This window comes from Bradyrhizobium sp. (assembly GCF_035935975.1).
Lineage (GTDB): Bacteria > Pseudomonadota > Alphaproteobacteria > Rhizobiales > Xanthobacteraceae > Bradyrhizobium.
Genome location: NZ_DASYWN010000055.1, coordinates 34,775 through 51,305, shown reverse-complemented (window position 1 = coordinate 51,305; position 16,531 = coordinate 34,775). Strand labels below are relative to the sequence as shown.

Below are 16,531 nucleotides of genomic sequence, written 5' to 3'. Positions count from 1 at the left end.
GACTGTGTCGGTGCCGCCTGCTGTGCCGGAGCACGACGGTTGGTGCGAGAGGCGCGTGTCGATGTCGACCGTCGCGACGCGGCGACCGCCACCGGGCGGGATCGCTGGGCCGGCGCATCAACGGTGACAGAAGGAATTTGTGTCTGTGCCTGCACGGGACCCAAGGGAACGACGAGAGAGGGAATGGTGAGAGCGAATGTGCTGGCGGCTCCAAGGAAAAGCGCCTGAAGCTGTCGAATGCGCGTGTCGGAACGCGCAGCAAGTTGGAAGTTCGTCACGTCTGTCGAGGCCCCACGCACTGCCGGCTTCGCCGGTACCGTTTTTGATGCCTCGCCCTAACGCAGCCGATTTCGGAGTGCGATAGGAACAGCGTTAGAATGTCTCCAGACCGGTGCACGGCATGTGCGGCGAATGCGCTCACGCGCGCGCAGGCGTGCATGTTTCACCGGATCTGGAATCTTTCTAGATGCGCAGGGCGCGAGTGGCCGAACAGGCCAACAGCGGCGGCGTCGACGGCAGGCGCGGACAACGAATCCTTTACCATGCCCTCGCCGCTTGATTGAGCGTAGGGAACCCGAAAGGTAAAATCTGTTACGGGATATTTCAGTCAGTTGCGGCACGCACCGCAACGTTCTGTCCCAGCGCGTGCTGGGCATCCGGGGGCGACGTCCATGAGCGAATTGCGCGCTGCGACCAGGCAATCCACCGCGAGGACCGGGATCATCGAGTTTGAAGGCGCCAGGGGCACCGTCAGCATCCCCTGCACCATCGCGGACGTATCAGGCACCGGCGCACGGCTGAAGCTCGACTGGTCGCTGGCGTTCCCCAAAGAGGCCACGCTGATCTTTGCCGACGGCCTGCGCAAGGCCTGCCGCGTCGCCTGGCAGAAGCGGAGACTGCTCGGCGTTGCCTTCGCGGACGGCGTTGCGAGCCTCGACGAGCAGGCGCTGATGATGACCGAGGAAGAGCAGGCCCTGCACCGTCAGCACATCGGCGCGCAGGTCAAGGCCGCGCGCGAGGCGCGTGGTTACACCGAGAGCCAGATCGCGAACCTCATCAACGTCTCGCCCGAATTCGTCTCACGCGCCGAGAACGGAGAGCTGAGCATCCCGCTGCACCAGCTCACCCACATCGCCGATCTGTTGTTGGTCGATCTCGACAGCCTCGTTGCAGGTCCTGCGTCGATCGAAGCGCCACCCGTCGACACGCGCGGGAGCGACGTCGAGCTGGCGTAGACTCACGGCCAGTCGGCAAAATTCAGCGTCGGCCTCGATCGTCCCGTCCTGGCGCGCGCCGCCACGCGTCGCCGCCAGACGCCAGGCGCCTCGCCCGTGTGCTTGCGAAAGAAGCGGTTGAAATACGCCGTATCCTTGAAGCCGAGCGCGAACGCGATCTGCTTGACCGCGCCGGTGCCCGCCTCCAGGCGCGCTGCAGCTTCCTTGACGACGCGCTGCTGGATCAATTCGCTCGGCGAGCGCTGCAGTTCGCGGCTGCAGAGCGCGTGCAGGCGATCCGGTGTCATGCCGAGGAGCTTGGCGTAATCGCTGACGCGCAAATGCTGCTGATAGCGTTCCTCGAGCAGCCTGCGGAAGCGGCTCAGGATCTCGGCGCTGCTGCCCTCCTCGTCCCGCTCGCCGTCGCCGGCGAACAGGCGCCAGAAACGCAGCACGCACAGCGTCAGCTCGGCCGACATGATCGAAGCGGCGCCGCTGCGCGCGGGCGAAGCGATCTCGGCCGCGATCGCCGCAATTGAACGCGACATCGTGGTCGCGAGATCCGGTTCGACCGGAAGCGCCATGATGCCGCCCGCGCTCTCGAGGGCGAGATAGGCCGGCTCGGCCGACGGCGGCAGATAGCGATGCCACACGCCCGCGCGCAGTTGCAAAAGCTCGGCTGTTGCGCCTGCCGATATCTCCAGATGGTCGGCCGATCCCGCCGGCAGCCACACCATCGCAGGCCCCGCCAGGGCCATCGTCTTTCCGGCATGGCTGACCTCGGCTCCGGCTCCCCCATGAAGGCAGAGCAGATGAATGAACGGCCGGGAGGATTTCGACGTCAGCATCCAGCGCCGTGCAACGTAGTGCGGCGCGATCAGCTCGGCACCGACGGGCGCAGCCCCGCTCGCGCCGGCCATCGGTGCCGGCGGCGGATCCGCGACCCCTCGACGCAGTTGGCCGGCCTGACCAGAAACGTCCAACCTTTCCCCGGATCTGTCCATTGTGCGAACAAACCCCGAGGTGCTTGCTAGGTCAAGCCCTGGTCGCGGCCGGCTCTGACGGAGCGGCGCCGAAGAAATCAGGGCGATGAGGAAACGACCCGCTCACATCGCTTGCGAACAATCGCTTGAGTGAAACACAAGGGAGGCTCGACATGTATTCGGCGAACCGTCGAACGTTGCTGCGCGTCACCGGCCTTGCGGCTCTGACCGCCGCGCTGGGGACCTTCGCGCCCACGGCCGATGCGCAGGAGAAAATCCGGATCGGCTATGCCATTTCCAAGACCGGCCCCTATGCCGGCGGTGCCGGCATCACCACCCTGCCCAATTACGAGCTGTGGGTGAAGGACGTGAACGCAGCCGGCGGCATCAAGCTCGGCGACAAGAAGCTGCCGATCGAGATCGTCGAATACGACGACCGCAGCAGCTCGGAGGAAGCCGTCAAGGCGATCGAGCGCCTCGCCAACCAGGACAAGGTCGATTTCATTCTTCCGCCCTGGAGCACGGGCCTCAACCTTGCGGTCGGCCCGACGCTGAACCGTCTTGGCTACCCGCACCTTGCGGTCACCTCGGTGACAGACAAGGCGCCGGAGCTCGCCAAGCGCTGGTCGAACGCGACGTTCTGGCTCGGCACCTCCGCGCAGATCTCCGAGGGGCTGGCCGATCTGCTCGGCAAGCTCAAGAGCGAGGGCAAGATCGGCGCGAACGTCGCGATGGTCAGCGTCGCCGATCAGTTCGGCATCGAGCTGTCCGCCGCCGGCCGCGAGGCATTCAAGAAGCACGGCTTCACGCTGACCTATGACAAGACCTATCCGATGGGCGCGCAGGATCTTCAGCCGCTGCTGAAGGACGCGATCGCGTCCAACCCGGATACCTTCGTCGCCTTCAGCTATCCGCCGGATACGATCGCGCTGACCGAGCAGGCGCAGCTCCTGAAGTTCAACCCGAAGGTCTTCTATGTCGGCGTCGGTACCGCCTTCCCGCTCTACAAGGGCAAGTTCGGCGCGGGCAGCGACGGCGTGATGGGGATCGGTGGGTGGAACGCGGACTCGCCGCAGCTCAAGGACTATCTGGCCCGCCACAAGGCGGCCACCGGCAAGGAGCCGGATCGCTGGGCGAGCTCGATCACCTATGCGAGCCTGCAGGTGCTGCAGCAGGCGATCGAGAAGGTTGGCAAGGTGGACCGCGCCGCGGTCGCCGCCGAGATCCGCTCCGGCACGTTCGACACCATCATCGGCAAGATCAAGCTGAAGGACGGGTTGCTCCAGGAAGTCTGGAGCGTCGGCCAGTGGCAGAGCGGCGAGTTCTATGCGTTGGCGCCCGCCTCGCTTCCGGGCGCGCGTGCGCCGGTCGTGCCGAAGCCGCAGTGGCAGTAAGGCTGGCCGGCAGGCCTTGCGTCACGAGGCCTGCCCGCCGTCCGCTCTAGAGGACGTTTGATGCTGCTTGTCGACATCGTCCTGCCGGGCCTCGTGCTCGGCGGCATGTACGCGCTGATCGCGCTCGGGCTGACGCTGCAATATGGCGTGGCGCGGATCATGAACCTGTCCTACGGGGAGTCGCTGGTCGCGGCCGCCTTCGGCGCGTTCTCGCTCTACAGCGGGCTTGGGCTGAGCCCGCTCGTGGCACTCCTGCTGGCGGTCCCGGTCGCGATGGTGCTGAACTGGCTGCTCTATCGTTTCCTGCTGGAACGGCTGATGCGGCGCGGCAAGGACCGGGGCGCGCAGGAGATCGACAGCATCCTCGTCACGTTCGGCGTGCTGTTCGTGATCCAGGGCGCGATGCTGGTCGCCTTCGGCGGCCAGTATTACAGCTATAGCTACCTCTCCATTCCGCTGACGATCATGGGATCGACCCTAGCGGTCAATCGCCTCGTCGCCCTGCTGTTCGCGGCCCTGGTCGGGGGCGCGGTGTATCTTGCGCTCACCCGCACGCGGATCGGTACCGCCGTTCGCGCCATCGCTGTCGATGCCAATGCCGCGCGCCTAGTCGGGATCGATGTGGCCGCGCTGTCAGGATACGCGTTTGCCTTCGGCGGCGGCCTCGTCGCCGTCGGCGGCGTGCTGGTCAGCATGTTCCTCACCTTCAACGCCGCGATGGGCGTGGTCTTCACCATGAAGGCGCTGGTGGTCGTCATCATGGGCGGGGTCGGTAACGTCATGGGCGCGCTGGTCGCAGGCCTGTTGCTCGGTGTCGTCGAAACGGCGGTGGCGCGGCTGGTCGATCCCGGCCTGACACTGGCGGCGACCTATGCGCTGTTTCTCGGCGTGCTGCTGATCAGGCCGACGGGCCTGTTCGGGAGAACCGCGTCGTGACGGGGGCTCTCCGCATCCTGCTGTGGTGTGTCGCCCCCGTCCTGGCGGCGGCCGTCGTCGCCTATCCGCTTTATGTCAATGGCTACTATCTCGCTCTCGGCATCAGCGTTCTTTATTTCACGATCCTCGCGACGGCGTGGGCGATGTTCTCAGGCCCCACCCGCTACGTCTCGCTTGCCACGGTCGCGTTCTTCGGCCTCGGCGCCTACACCGCCGCGGTGCTCGGCGAGGCCATGCCTTGGCCGGTCGTGGTGCTGGCCGCAGCCGGCGTCGGCGCGCTCACGGCGGCCATTACAGGGCTCTCGACGCTCCGGCTGTCAGGCATCTATTTCGTCATCTTCTCCTTTGGCCTGGCCGAGCTGATCCGGCAGCTCGTGATCTGGTACGAGGTCAACATCCACAAATCGGTCGGCCGCTATCTCTTCAGCGCGGTGACGCAGGATGTTCTCTACTGGCAGCTCCTTGGCCTCACGGCGCTTGTCTTCCTGGTGGGCTGGTGGCTTGGACGCTCGCGCTATGGCCTCGCGCTGCGCGCCATCGGCGCTGACGAGACCGCGGCCAGCCATTCCGGCATCGACGCGACGCGGGTCAAGCTCGGCGTGTTCATTCTGAGCGCGACGTTCATGGCAATGACCGGCGCGGTGATGGCGCCGCGCTGGACCTATATCGATCCCGCCATCGCCTTCAATCCGACCATCTCGTTCCAGGTCGTGATCATGGCCCTGCTCGGCGGCGCGGGCTCGCTGCTCGGCCCCGTGCTGGGTGTGATCCCGCTGGTGCTGCTGTTCGAGGTCCTGACCGCGACGCTGCCCAATCATTTCAGCATCGTGCTCGGCGTCATCTTCGTCGTCATCGTCATGGTGCTGCCGAACGGCGTGATCGGGCTGTTCGGGGCCGGACGCTGGCGTGTCCCGGCCGGCGGTCCCGCTGCTACTTCCGCCCGGGCAATGGGTTCCCCGCTGCTCGCAGTCGACGGCGTCAGCAAGTCGTTCAGTGGGCTGCGTGCGGTCGACGGCGTCAGCTTCACGGTCGCGCCGGGCGAGATCATCGGGATCATCGGCCCCAACGGCTCAGGCAAGACGACGCTGCTGAACACGCTGTCCGGCGCGCTGCGACCCTCCTCCGGCACGATCCGCCTTGGCGGTACCGTGCTCAACGGCCTGCGCGCGCACCAGATCGCGCGCCTTGGCCTTGCACGCACTTTCCAGCTGGTACGGGTGATGCCGGACTTGACGGTCGCCGAGAACGTGGCCGCCGCGCGGCTGTTCTCAACGTCAGGCGGTTCGGCCGCATCCGGACGCGAGTTGCTCGATCTGGTCGGGCTTGGCGTCATGCACGAGGCGCCCGCGGGCGATCTGACCTATATCGACCAGAAGCGGCTGGAGCTGGCCCGCGCATTGGCGCTGCAGCCGCGCCTCGTGCTGCTCGACGAATGGCTGGCCGGTCTCAATCCGAGCGAGCTCGAAACCGGCATCGCCCTGATCGCCAAGCTGCGCGACCGCGGCCTCACCATCATCATGGTCGAGCACGTCATGGACGCGATCCGCGCGCTGTGCGGCCATTGCATCGTCATGAACGCCGGCAGCGTGATCGCGCGCGGCGCGCCGGACGAGGTCTTGTCCGATCCCAAGGTCGTCGCCGCCTATCTCGGAGATGACGATGCTTGAGGTCGCCGCCCTCTCCCACTTCTACGGCAAGCACCAGGCGCTGGCCGACGTCGCACTCGGCATCAAACAAGGCGAGATCGTCGCGATCCTCGGCGCCAACGGCGCCGGCAAATCGACCTTGCTCAAGTCCATCGCCGGTCTGGTCAGGCCCGCGCCTGGCGCGCGCATCGCGTTCGAGGGACAGAGTATCGCCGAGCTGCCGGCCCATCTGATCGTGGAGCGTGGCATCGCCCTGGTGCCGGAGGGACGCGGCGTCTTCGGTGATCTCACTGTTGCCGAGAATCTGCAGCTCGGCGCCTATCCCGCCCGGGCGCGCGCGGGCGAAGCGGACCGGCTCGCAAAGATCCTGCAACTGTTCCCGCGTCTCGCCGAGCGCATGACCCAGGCCGTCCGCACCATGAGCGGCGGCGAGCAGCAGATGGTCGCGATCGGCCGCGCGCTGATGTCGAACCCGTTGCTCCTGCTGCTCGACGAGCCCTCGCTCGGCCTGTCGCCCTTGCTCAGCCGCGAGGTCTTCCGCGCACTGACCCAGATCCGCGCCAGCGGCGTCGGTGTGCTTCTGGTCGAGCAGAACGCGCGCGCGAGCCTCGACATTGCCGACCGCGTCTACCTCATCGAGTCCGGCCGCAACGCCGGCAGCGGGCTTGCCGGCACGATGAAGAACGATCCGGAGATCCAGCGCGCCTATCTCGGCAAGGCGCGCGCTGCGTCGCCTGCACCAAACCCACCCTCGTAACCTCCCTGCAATCCCCGGAGAGCTCCATGAATGCAATCGACCTTCTCATCGGCGGCAAGGACCAGTCGGCGAGCAACCAGCGCACCTTCCAGCGCCACAACCCGATCTCCGGCGAGGTCGCAACCATCGTGGCGGCGGCCTCGATCGACGATGCGATGCGCGCCGCCGATGCCGCGGCCGCCGCCTTCCCCGCCTGGTCGCAGCTCGGCCCCTCCGAGCGCCGCAAGCGGCTCAGCGCGGCCGCCGACATCCTCGCGCGCCGGGCGCCGGAGTTCACCGCGCTGATGGTCGCCGAGACCGGCGCCACCGCGGGCTGGGCCGGTTTCAACGTGCATCTGGCCGAAGGCATGCTGCGCGAAGCCGCCGCCATGACCACGCAGATCTCCGGCGAGGTCATTCCGACCGACAAGCCCGACAATCTCGCCATGGCCTTCCGCCAGCCGGTCGGTGTCGTGCTCGGCATTGCGCCGTGGAACGCGCCCGTCATCCTCGGCGTACGCTCGGTCGCGATGCCGCTCGCCTGTGGTAACACGGTCGTGCTGAAGGCCTCGGAGATGAGCCCGGGCGTGCACCGCCTGATCGGCAGCTGCCTGGCGGAAGCCGGCCTTGGCGACGGCGTCGTCAACGTCGTGACCAATGCGCCCGAGGATGCGCAGGCGGTGGTCGAGGCCCTGATCGCCCACCCCGCCATCCGCCGCGTCAATTTCACCGGCTCGACCCGGGTCGGCCGCCTCATTGCACTGGCTTGCGCAAAACATCTGAAGCGCGCGCTGCTGGAGCTCGGCGGCAAGGCGCCGCTCGTCATCCTCGACGATGCCGATCTCGACGCCGCCGTGAATGCGGCCGCCTTCGGCGCCTTCATGAACCAGGGCCAGATCTGCATGTCGACGGAGCGGATCGTCGTCGACGACACGGTCGCCGATGCCTTCATCGAGAAGTTCGCGGCGAAAGCGAAAAGCCTGCCCCATGGCGATCCGCGCAAGGGCAATGTCGTGCTCGGCTCGCTCGTCAGCGCGGCTGCCTGCGACCGCGTTCGCGGCCTGATCGACGATGCCGTCGCCAAGGGCGCCGTGGTCGCCGCGGGCGGACACGGCAGCGGCACCATCATGCCCGCCACGATCGTCGATCACGTCACGCCGGCGATGCGCATCTATGGCGAGGAAAGCTTCGGTCCGGTCGTGACCGTGGTTCGCGTCAGCGGCGTCGACGAGGCCGTGCGCCTCGCCAACGACACCGAATACGGGCTGTCCTCCGCCGTGTTCGGCCGAGACATCGCGCGCGCCCTCGGCGTTGCCAAGCGGATCGAGGCCGGCATTTGCCACGTCAACGCGCCGACCGTGCATGACGAGCCGCAGATGCCGTTCGGCGGCACCAAGGCGTCAGGCTATGGGCGCTTCGGCGGCAAGGCTGCCATCGACGAGTTCACCGAACTGCGCTGGATCACCGTGCAGACCGGACCGCGGCACTATCCGTTCTGATCGGATGGGAAACGCCGGCGCTCTGCGATAGGCTCGATCCCGAGTCAGCTTGGGAGATGATGCCATGGCGGAGCCCGGCTTCGGTCGGTTCATGAAGGACCACAGGGAGTTTTTCAACGCGCTGGCCGAGGATGGTTGGCGGGCCGTCCCCGGCTATGACGGGGTCGAGGAAAAGATCCTGTCCGGCCGCTTCGATCACCCGGCACGAACCGGCGCGGTGACGCGCCTGTCACGCTGGGCCGCCGGCGCATCGGTGGAGCATCCGGTCTCGCACGAATGGTGCGAGGAGGTGTTTCTGGTTTCGGGGACGCTGTCGATCGGCACGCAGTCGCAGGAAACGCGATTGCTGGAGGCCGGCACCTATGCCGTGAGACCGGCCCATGTCGAGCATGGGCCGTTCTTCACCCGCGACGGCTGCCTGATGATCGAGTTTCTCTACTACCCGCCGGCTGCCTAGCTCTTACAGCACGAGCCTCCGCCCGCACCGGTCTGCTCACCCGAGAGCACGCTGCGGCTGTTGCGCTCCGGCGGGATGTCGCCGGCCGCGTTGGCCGAAAAGAAGCCGGTCGGTTTCAGCATGAAGCCGGCATATTCGACCGGCATGATCGGAAAGTCCTCGGGCTTGCAGATATGGGTGTGGCCGAACGAGTGCCACAGCACGATGTCGGCATTCTCGATGTTGCGGTTCTGCGCGGCATAGCGCGGCAGGCCGTCGCCGCCGGCATGGTTGTTCGGATAGTCGCCGCTGGCGTACTTTTCCGCCGCGTCGAATGCGGTCACCCAGACGTGTCTGGTCGCAAAGCCGCCGCGCTTGCGCACGTAGCTGCCTTCCTGTGCCAGCATCAGCGGGCTCGGATTGACCATGAGCTTGTAGGCCGGCGCATTACCGACCGAATTGGTCTCGTTGGGATTGCTGATCTTCCAGAACCGGCCGGTCTCGCCATTGGCGATCGCCGCCGCGTCGCGCTCGCGCGACAGCACGCGCGTCGTGGTGTCGAAGGCGTTGCCGTGCGGATTGTCGTGGCCCCAGGGCCGCGGCACGAACTCATGCTCGGTGACCGTGTTGCCGCCGCCATCGAGATCCATGTGCATGCGCACGTTGAAGAAGTGCTGGTGCGTCGGCCCGCCCAGATTGTCGTCGACCATGCCGCCCCATTTGTACTTTTCGCCTGACGGCACGGCGGCGGTCTGGATGATGCCAGTGAGCTTGGTCTCGAGCTGGATCGTGCCGTCCTGATACAGGTACCAGTAGAAGCCATAGTCGTAATTGCCGACGGTTGCGAAGAACGAGATCACAAGCCGCCGGGACCTGCGAACCTCGAATAGGCCGTTGCGGAATTCGTAGTGTTTCCAGGCAATTCCGTAGTCTTCTTCATGCATGCAGATAGCGTTGTGCATGACGAAGGGCTCGCCCTTGTTGTCGGCGGCCGGCACGTCGAAATAATGGATGTTGCCGAGGCAGTCGCAGCCGAGCTCGAGCGCATTGGCGAGCATGCCGAGCCCGTATTCGCCGGCATCGAAGGCCGACTTCCAGAAATGGTTCTCGGTCGGATCGGCGTAAGGCACCACCATCTCGGTGACGCTGGCGCGATGGATCAGCGAGCGCTTGCGCGTGCCGTCCTGGTAGCTGAGCTGATGCAGCACCAGACCCTCGCGCGGCGTGAAGCCGACGCGAAAGCTCCATTTCTGCCAGTCGACCTTCCAGCCGTCGACCTTGAAGCTCGGACCCTCCGGCTGCTCGATGTGCAGCGGCTTGATGTCGGTGCGCGGGTTTTGGACTTCATGCGCGCCGTAGTTCCGCTTCTTGCGCGGGATCGGCACGATCGGGTCCGCGTCGGTGAGGTCGATGATCTTGCCGTCGATGAGGTCGACGACCGCGACCACGCCTTCGATAGGATGGGCGTAGCCGTTGTCCTGGAGGTGCTCGCGGAAGAAGCTGACCGCACGCACGATGCGCGCGCCGCGCTCATACTCGAAATCGAAGAAGCCCGAGGAGAACGGATCGACCTGGACCAGCTCGATGTCCTTGTCGGTCAGCCCGCGCCGGTACATCGCCGCGCGCCACCTGGGGTCGGCCTTCACCACGGCCTCGCACTTGAAGAACTCCTCCAGCATCACCGGCGGCTGCCCGTAGGGCGCCTCGCGGTTCGGGATGATTTTTCGCCCGACGATCTCACTGCGGGCGAGATCGACGATGTGCTCGACCGCTTCGCCAGTCGTTATGTCCAGGGTCAGCGCGAAGGCGCGGCGCCCTGCTCCGCCCGCGGCCAGCTCCTGCTTGGTCGGCTCTTCCAGCCGCACCGTCGGGAAGCGGCAGTTTTCCGGTGAGGCCGCGGCGGCGCGCACCAGCGTGCAGGCGGCAGTGATCTCTTCAGCGGTCAGCGGATCGAGCGGATATGGCGTTGCGGTCTGCGGCGACGATTTGGCTTTGACGGTATCGAGCATGGGGATGTCCGGAGATCAGCGCGGAGCGAGATGTGTTGCGATGGCGCGGAAGGCCGCGAACCAGCGTTGGTCGATCGGGACGTCCATCGCCTTGGGCTGCGTCGCGAGCTTGACGATGACGGTGTCCGAGTCGAGATCGACATAGAGGTGCTGGCCGTGGATGCCGATCCCGGTCAGCGCATTGCGCGCCGGGTCGATCGTGAACCATTTGCTGCGATAGCGCGCGCCCGGGAAGAACTCGGCGAGGTCGCCGTCAGCCCATGCTTTGGGATCACCGTTCTCGCGGATGTCGTCGATCCACCAGCCCGGCACGACCTGCCGCCCCTCGACCGCGCCGCGATTGCGCATCATCTCGCCGAAGCGCAGCAAATCCCGCGCGGTGACGGAGATACCGCCCGCGATGCGGCCCATGCCGTGGCTGTCGAGCGTGAGCGAGCCATCCTCCTCGGCGCCCAAGGGCTGCCAGAGATATTCGGAGAGGATGCGATGATAGGGCATCCCGCAGGCGCGCTCATAGACCCAGCCAAGCACTTCCGTATTGGTCGAGACGTAGTGAAACACCTTGCCATGCGGCTTGCCAGTGCCGCGCAAGGTCGTGAGATAGGCGCGCTGATGGCCGGGCTCGACGCCATCAGGCGGCACGTCCCAGCCCGAGGAGAATCGATAGCGCGCGACGTCGCCGGCGGGATCCTCGTAGTCCTCCTCGAACTGGATGGCGACGGCCATGTCGAGAAGGTTGCGGACCGTGCAGGTCCCATAGACCGAGGTCTCGAGCTCCCGCACATAGCGCACCACCCTCGCCTCCGGATCGACCAGGCCCCGCGCGGCCAGCACGCCGCCGAGCGTGCCGGCGATCGCTTTGCTGATCGAGCAGATCAGGTGCGGTGTGGTCACGCTCATGCCGTCGCCGTACCATTCGTGGATCAGGGTGCCCTGATGCATCACGAGCAGCGCATCGGCGAAGGTCTCGCGCAAAGTCGCCTCGATCGTGGTCGGCTTGCCGTCAGGCGCGGTGAAGCCGAGCTTCGAAAGCTCACGCGGCGCGCTCTGCATCGGCGTCGGCCGTGCGGAGCGGCGGATCTCCGCGGTCGGGAGCACTTCGCGGGTGTGGGTAAAGCCCCAGCGGATCGCGGGAAAGCTGCGCCAGTTGGCGCGCGTCACCTGGGCCTCGGGCGCGGGCGGGCTGCCGCGCATGACGTCAGTCGGTCGCATCTCGATCCTCCGCGAAGCGCGTTTCGACCCCGGTGTCGGAACGGCTGGGGAGGAAGACTGCACCCGGGCGCTATCGGGCGTTATCGAGATCCGGCAATATTTTGCTGGACAGGAGGCGTGTTCGTGCCAGTCTGGCGTGGTTCTTGCTAGCTGTTCAGCTCACAGATTCTGACGTAACGTCATGGCCTTAAGCGCAACTCTTCCGATTCAGGACTCAGCTGCCAATCTGCTTCAAGCAAGCAGCACGGATGTCGATGAGCACTGCGCCACGCTCGGCCGCTGGCGGCTGAGCTACGACCAGATCAGCGCCGGCGCCTTCCGGGGCAGCTTTACCCAGCTCTCGCTGCCGCGGCTGGAAGTGTTCCGCGAGATCACCAGCCAGCAAGTCCGCCAATACGGCCAGTTGGGCGCCGACAGTTTTGGTATCGGCCTGCCCTGGCACGGCGAGGTCAGCTGCAACGGGACCAGCGCCAGGGGCGCCCGCGTGCTCGCCAGCATCGATGCCGAGATCGACATGTGCACGCCGAAGGCATTCGAGCTGCGCGGCGTGGTCGCCAGCGCGGTGCTGATCGCGGAGCTTGCGGCCCGGCTCGATATCGAGCTGCCGCGCGCCGTCTGGCACCAGTTGCAGGTGATCGAGATGGCGGAGGCGCCGGTCGCGCGACTGCGCGCGCATCTTGCCGCCATCCACGAGACCGTCACGACCGCGCCGGACCAATTCGACGATCCGGCCGCGCGGCAGGCGCTCGAAGACGCCCTCCTCGTCGAGATCATGGACATGCTGCCGACGGCGCGGCCCAGCGATCCCGGCCGCAGCTCGGCCGCCCGCAAGCGCACCGTCGACCGTGCCCGCGAGCTGATGCACGACAGCGGCGAGCGCGCGCTGTCGCTGCTGGAGGTGTGCAAGGCGGTCGGCGCCAGCCCGCGCAAGCTCGGCTATTGCTTCCAGGAAGTCTTGGGCACCAGCCCGATGCACTATTGGCGCGCGATGCGGCTCAACCGCGTGCGGCGCGATTTGAAACGTTCCGGTGCCGCGGCGTCGGTCTACGACGTCGCCGTGCAGCACGGCTTCTGGCACTTCAGCCAGTTCTCGCTCGACTACAAGCGTCACTTCTCCGAGCTGCCCTCGGAGACGCTGCGGCGCGCCAGGGCGGCGTAGGGGGTAGATCCGCACGCTATAGTTACCGCCGATACAGGCATAACGAGTTGATATTTGCGTTCGGGCGTATCTCGTTCTAAGGGCACTGGCGTCACCGGGCCGGAGGCTCCTCATGGGAATGCTGCTTGCGTTTGCCCCCTTTATCGCCTTTGCCGTCATCGACCGGTTGGTCGGATCAATGGAAGGCCTGTTCGCGGGGGCATTGGTTGCCACGGTGCTGCTGTTGCGCGATGTCGTGAGCCAGGGGCGTGTCGTCAAAATCCTCGACCTGGGCACGTTCATCCTGTTCTGCGGGCTCGCTCTCTACGCGTACCTGCTCCAGCCAAACTGGTCGATCATCGCGGTTCGCCTGTTTGTCGATAGCGGACTGCTCGCCATCGTGCTGCTGTCTCTGGCGATCGGGAAGCCCTTCACGCTCCAATACGCGCGCGAGCAGGTTTCGGCCGAATTGTGGGACACAACGGAATTCTACCGAACCAACGTGGTGATCTCGCTGGCATGGGCGCTCGCCTTCGGCGTCATGGTCGCTGCCGAACTGGCGTTACTGTATTTGCCGGACATCCCGCACCGCGCCGGAGTCATCGCCATCATTCTGGCGCTGGTCGGCGCGGTGAAGTTCACGTCATGGTATCCGGAGACCCGCAGAAATGCCGCGCGACCCTGACGCTCACCAGGCCGGAAGGTACGTGCCCTTGAAGCGCGTCTCCAGGAACGCCTTCACCTGGTCCGAGTGATAGGCCTCGATCAGCTGCTTCACCCACGGCTTGTCCTTGTCCTCCTCGCGGACGGCGAGGATGTTGACCCAGGGACCGTCGCGTTCTCCTGCGCAACCGCATCCTTGGCCGGATTGAGGCCGGCCTGGACGGCATAGTTGTTGTTGATCGCGACGAGATCGACGTCCTGCAGCGCGCGGGGGAGCTGGGCGGCATCGAGCTCGACGAAGCGGAGCTTCTTCGGGTTGTCGGTGATGTCGGCGATGGTCGACGAAACGTTGTTCGGGTCCTTCAGCTTGATCACGCCATGGAGCGCCAAAATCATCAGGCCACGCGCGCCGTTGGAGGGATCGTTGGCGATGGCGACGCGGGCGCCTTCGGGCAGGTCCGCGAGCTTCTTGTATTTCTGCGAATAGACGCCCTGCGGCGAGCCGATCGTGTTGGCGACCTTAACGAGCTTCCAGCCGGTCTTGGAGATCTGGTTCTTCAGGTACGGCTCATGCTGGAACGAGTTGGCCTCGAGGTCCTTCAGCGCCAGCGCCTGGTTCGGGATCACATAGTCGGTGAACTCGACCACCTTGATGTCGAGGCCGCGCTCGGCGCCGACCTTCTTCACGACGTCGAGGATCTCGGCATGGGGGCCGGCAGTGACGCCGACGCGGATGGTTTCGGCGTGAGCCGCGGTCGCGAGCAAGGCTGCAGCCGCAAGGGTTGCGAGAAAACGCATTGAACTCTCCAGTGTCAGGACGTTTGAATCAGCGGTGGCGCAGCCGGCGGTTGACCCGGCGCGCCAGATAGTCGCCCGCGCTCTGCACGAGCTGCACCAGCGCGATCAGCACGACGACGACGGCGAGCATCATCTCCGGCATGAAGCGCTGGTAGCCGTAGCGGATGCCGAGATCGCCAAGGCCGCCGCCGCCGACGGCGCCGACCATGGCGGAGTAGCCGAGCAGGCTGACCACCGCGAGCGTCAGAGCCAGCAAGAGGCCCGGCAGCGCCTCCGGGATCAGGACCTTCAGCACGATCTGGATCGGCGACGCCCCGAACGAGGATGCCGTTTCAATGAGGCCGCCGTCGACCTCGCGGATCGCAGCCTCGACGAGGCGCGCAATGAACGGCGTCGATGCGATGGTCAGCGGCACGATCGCCGCGGTCGAACCGATCGAGGTGCCGGCGACCAGCCGGGTGAACGGGATGATGGCGACGACCAGGATGATGAAGGGCGTGGACCGCGTCGCGTTGACGACGATGCCGAGCACGCGATTGATGGTGGGCGCCGCGAACAGCTCGCCCTTCCGGCTGGTGGCGAGGAACACGCCGAGCGGCAGGCCGAAGGCGGTGCCGAGCAGCGCCGCGATGCCGACCATGTACAGGCTTTCGAAGGTGGCCTGGACGATGAGATTGATGAGTTCAGGCGACATAGCCGAGACGCTCCGCCGAGAATTGATATTGAGAGAGCCAGGCGAGCGTGCGCGTCACCGCGTCCTCGCCACCGGGAATACCGAGGGTCAGCGAGCCCACATGCTGGCCGCCGATCTCGTCGATGCGGGCCGACAGCAGCGACACGTCGAGGCTGAGCTCGCGGGCGAGCCGCGCCACCAGCGTGTCGCCGGCCCCTGCCCCGCGTACCTGGACGCGGATCACGGCCTGTCCGCCAGCCGTCGGGTTCGAAACGATCCGGCTGGCCAGCGAGACCGGCAGGCTGTCGCCGATGACCTCGGCGAGGAAGGACTGCGTGATCGGATGCTTCGGGTGCGTGAAGATGTCGGCGACATGGCCGCTCTCGACGACGTGGCCGGCGTCGAGCACCACGACTTCCTTCGCAAGCTGGCGCACCACGGACATTTCATGGGTGATCAGCACGATGGTCACGCCCAGCTCGCGGTTGATGTTGGCGAGCAGATCGAGGATGGCGCGCGTGGTCTGCGGATCGAGCGCCGAGGTCGCCTCGTCCGACAGCAGCACGTCCGGCCGTGTCGCCAGCGCGCGGGCGATGCCGACGCGCTGCTTCTGGCCGCCGGAGAGTTCCGAGGGATAACGGTCGTGCTTGTCGGCGATGCCGACCAGCGCCAGCAGCTCGGCGACGCGGGCCTTGATGTCGGCCTTCGACCAGCCGGCGATCTCGAGCGGCAGCGCGATGTTGTCGGCGGCGGTGCGCGACGACAGCAGATTGAAATGCTGGAAGATCATGCCGATCGAGCGCTGCGCCAGGCGCAGCTCGCGGCCTGCGAGCGCCGAGATGTCGCGGCCATCGACGATGACGCGGCCCGTGCTCGGCTTCTCCAGCCCGTTGATCAGCCGGACCAGGCTCGACTTGCCGGCGCCGGAGCGGCCGATCACGCCGGTGATGGAGCCGCGCGGGATCGCGAAATCGATGTTCACCAGCGCGTTGACGCCGGGCTTGCCGCGATAGGCCGGGTAGGTCTTCGAGATGCCTTCAAACCGGACCATCGCGTCCGCTTCGACTGCGGCGGGTGAAATCGCTTCAAGCGTTTCGAGCGGTTGTCCGATCGCGAGCGATTGGTGGGCGTTCATGGCGGCGGCCTTCATGCACAATAGTTCGCCTGCCCGCATGCCCCTCCTGGGACGTACGG

Annotated in this window: 14 protein-coding genes and 1 pseudogene; 9 read left to right on the top strand and 6 right to left on the bottom strand. The window is 66.2% G+C overall.

Annotated features, from left to right (window positions below; genetic code table 11):
• Nucleotides 1-671: 671 nt before the first annotated feature.
• Nucleotides 672-1,235, top strand: a complete 564-nt coding sequence (locus tag VGR99_RS33930; protein WP_326904306.1) for a helix-turn-helix transcriptional regulator — start codon at nucleotides 672-674, stop codon at nucleotides 1,233-1,235.
• 2 nt (nucleotides 1,236-1,237) lie between these two features.
• On the opposite strand, the gene VGR99_RS33925 is transcribed toward VGR99_RS33930, so the two are convergent.
• On the bottom strand, nucleotides 1,238-2,197 hold the full coding sequence (locus VGR99_RS33925) for a helix-turn-helix domain-containing protein (RefSeq protein WP_326904305.1): 960 nt from the start codon (nucleotides 2,195-2,197) through the stop codon (nucleotides 1,238-1,240).
• Nucleotides 2,198-2,370: 173 nt separating this feature from the next.
• On the opposite strand from VGR99_RS33925, the gene VGR99_RS33920 reads away from it, so the two are divergent.
• From VGR99_RS33920 to VGR99_RS33895, 6 genes are all read left to right on the top strand, one after another.
• On the top strand, nucleotides 2,371-3,591 hold the full coding sequence (locus VGR99_RS33920) for an amino acid ABC transporter substrate-binding protein (RefSeq protein WP_326904304.1): 1,221 nt from the start codon (nucleotides 2,371-2,373) through the stop codon (nucleotides 3,589-3,591).
• Between the two features lie 60 nt (nucleotides 3,592-3,651).
• Nucleotides 3,652-4,527 carry a branched-chain amino acid ABC transporter permease gene (locus VGR99_RS33915; protein ID WP_326904303.1) on the top strand — a complete coding sequence of 292 codons (876 nt, stop codon included), beginning with the start codon at nucleotides 3,652-3,654 and terminating at the stop codon, nucleotides 4,525-4,527.
• On the top strand, nucleotides 4,524-6,194 hold the full coding sequence (locus VGR99_RS33910) for a branched-chain amino acid ABC transporter ATP-binding protein/permease (protein ID WP_326904302.1): 1,671 nt from the start codon (nucleotides 4,524-4,526) through the stop codon (nucleotides 6,192-6,194). Before VGR99_RS33915 ends, VGR99_RS33910 begins: the two co-directional genes overlap by 4 nt.
• Nucleotides 6,187-6,930, top strand: coding sequence for an ABC transporter ATP-binding protein (locus VGR99_RS33905; protein WP_326904301.1), 744 nt, complete (start codon nucleotides 6,187-6,189; stop codon nucleotides 6,928-6,930). Before VGR99_RS33910 ends, VGR99_RS33905 begins: the two co-directional genes overlap by 8 nt.
• Nucleotides 6,931-6,956: 26 nt before the next feature.
• Nucleotides 6,957-8,408, top strand: a complete 1,452-nt coding sequence (locus tag VGR99_RS33900; RefSeq protein ID WP_326904300.1) for an aldehyde dehydrogenase — start codon at nucleotides 6,957-6,959, stop codon at nucleotides 8,406-8,408.
• Between the two features lie 64 nt (nucleotides 8,409-8,472).
• The gene (locus VGR99_RS33895; RefSeq protein WP_326904299.1) at nucleotides 8,473-8,865 is read left to right on the top strand and encodes a cupin domain-containing protein; all 393 of its coding nucleotides are present in this window, start codon (nucleotides 8,473-8,475) and stop codon (nucleotides 8,863-8,865) included.
• On the opposite strand, the gene VGR99_RS33890 is transcribed toward VGR99_RS33895, so the two are convergent.
• On the bottom strand, nucleotides 8,862-10,853 hold the full coding sequence (locus VGR99_RS33890; RefSeq protein WP_326904298.1) for a primary-amine oxidase: 1,992 nt from the start codon (nucleotides 10,851-10,853) through the stop codon (nucleotides 8,862-8,864). The two genes, VGR99_RS33895 and VGR99_RS33890, sit on opposite strands and share 4 nt — an antisense overlap.
• 15 nt (nucleotides 10,854-10,868) lie before the next feature.
• Nucleotides 10,869-12,065 carry a serine hydrolase gene (locus tag VGR99_RS33885; RefSeq protein ID WP_326904297.1) on the bottom strand — a complete coding sequence of 399 codons (1,197 nt, stop codon included), beginning with the start codon at nucleotides 12,063-12,065 and terminating at the stop codon, nucleotides 10,869-10,871.
• 181 nt (nucleotides 12,066-12,246) lie between these two features.
• On the opposite strand from VGR99_RS33885, the gene VGR99_RS33880 reads away from it, so the two are divergent.
• A complete protein-coding gene (locus VGR99_RS33880) occupies nucleotides 12,247-13,224 on the top strand; it encodes a helix-turn-helix domain-containing protein (RefSeq protein ID WP_326904296.1) in 978 nt (325 codons plus the stop codon).
• 112 nt (nucleotides 13,225-13,336) lie between these two features.
• The gene (locus tag VGR99_RS33875; protein WP_326904295.1) at nucleotides 13,337-13,888 is read left to right on the top strand and encodes a hypothetical protein; all 552 of its coding nucleotides are present in this window, start codon (nucleotides 13,337-13,339) and stop codon (nucleotides 13,886-13,888) included.
• 3 nt (nucleotides 13,889-13,891) lie between these two features.
• Here VGR99_RS33875 and VGR99_RS33870 read toward each other — a convergent pair.
• The 3 genes and pseudogenes from VGR99_RS33870 to VGR99_RS33860 all read right to left on the bottom strand — a co-directional run bounded on the left by VGR99_RS33870 (nucleotide 13,892) and on the right by VGR99_RS33860 (nucleotide 16,487).
• Nucleotides 13,892-14,664 (bottom strand): annotated as a pseudogene (locus VGR99_RS33870) (MetQ/NlpA family ABC transporter substrate-binding protein).
• A 28-nt stretch (nucleotides 14,665-14,692) separates the two neighbouring features.
• Entirely contained in the window at nucleotides 14,693-15,358 is a 666-nt protein-coding gene (locus VGR99_RS33865; protein ID WP_326904294.1) for a methionine ABC transporter permease, read from the bottom strand.
• Nucleotides 15,348-16,487, bottom strand: a complete 1,140-nt coding sequence (locus VGR99_RS33860) for a methionine ABC transporter ATP-binding protein (RefSeq protein WP_326904293.1) — start codon at nucleotides 16,485-16,487, stop codon at nucleotides 15,348-15,350. The genes VGR99_RS33865 and VGR99_RS33860 overlap by 11 nt, the downstream gene beginning before the upstream one ends.
• Nucleotides 16,488-16,531 lie beyond the last annotated feature (44 nt).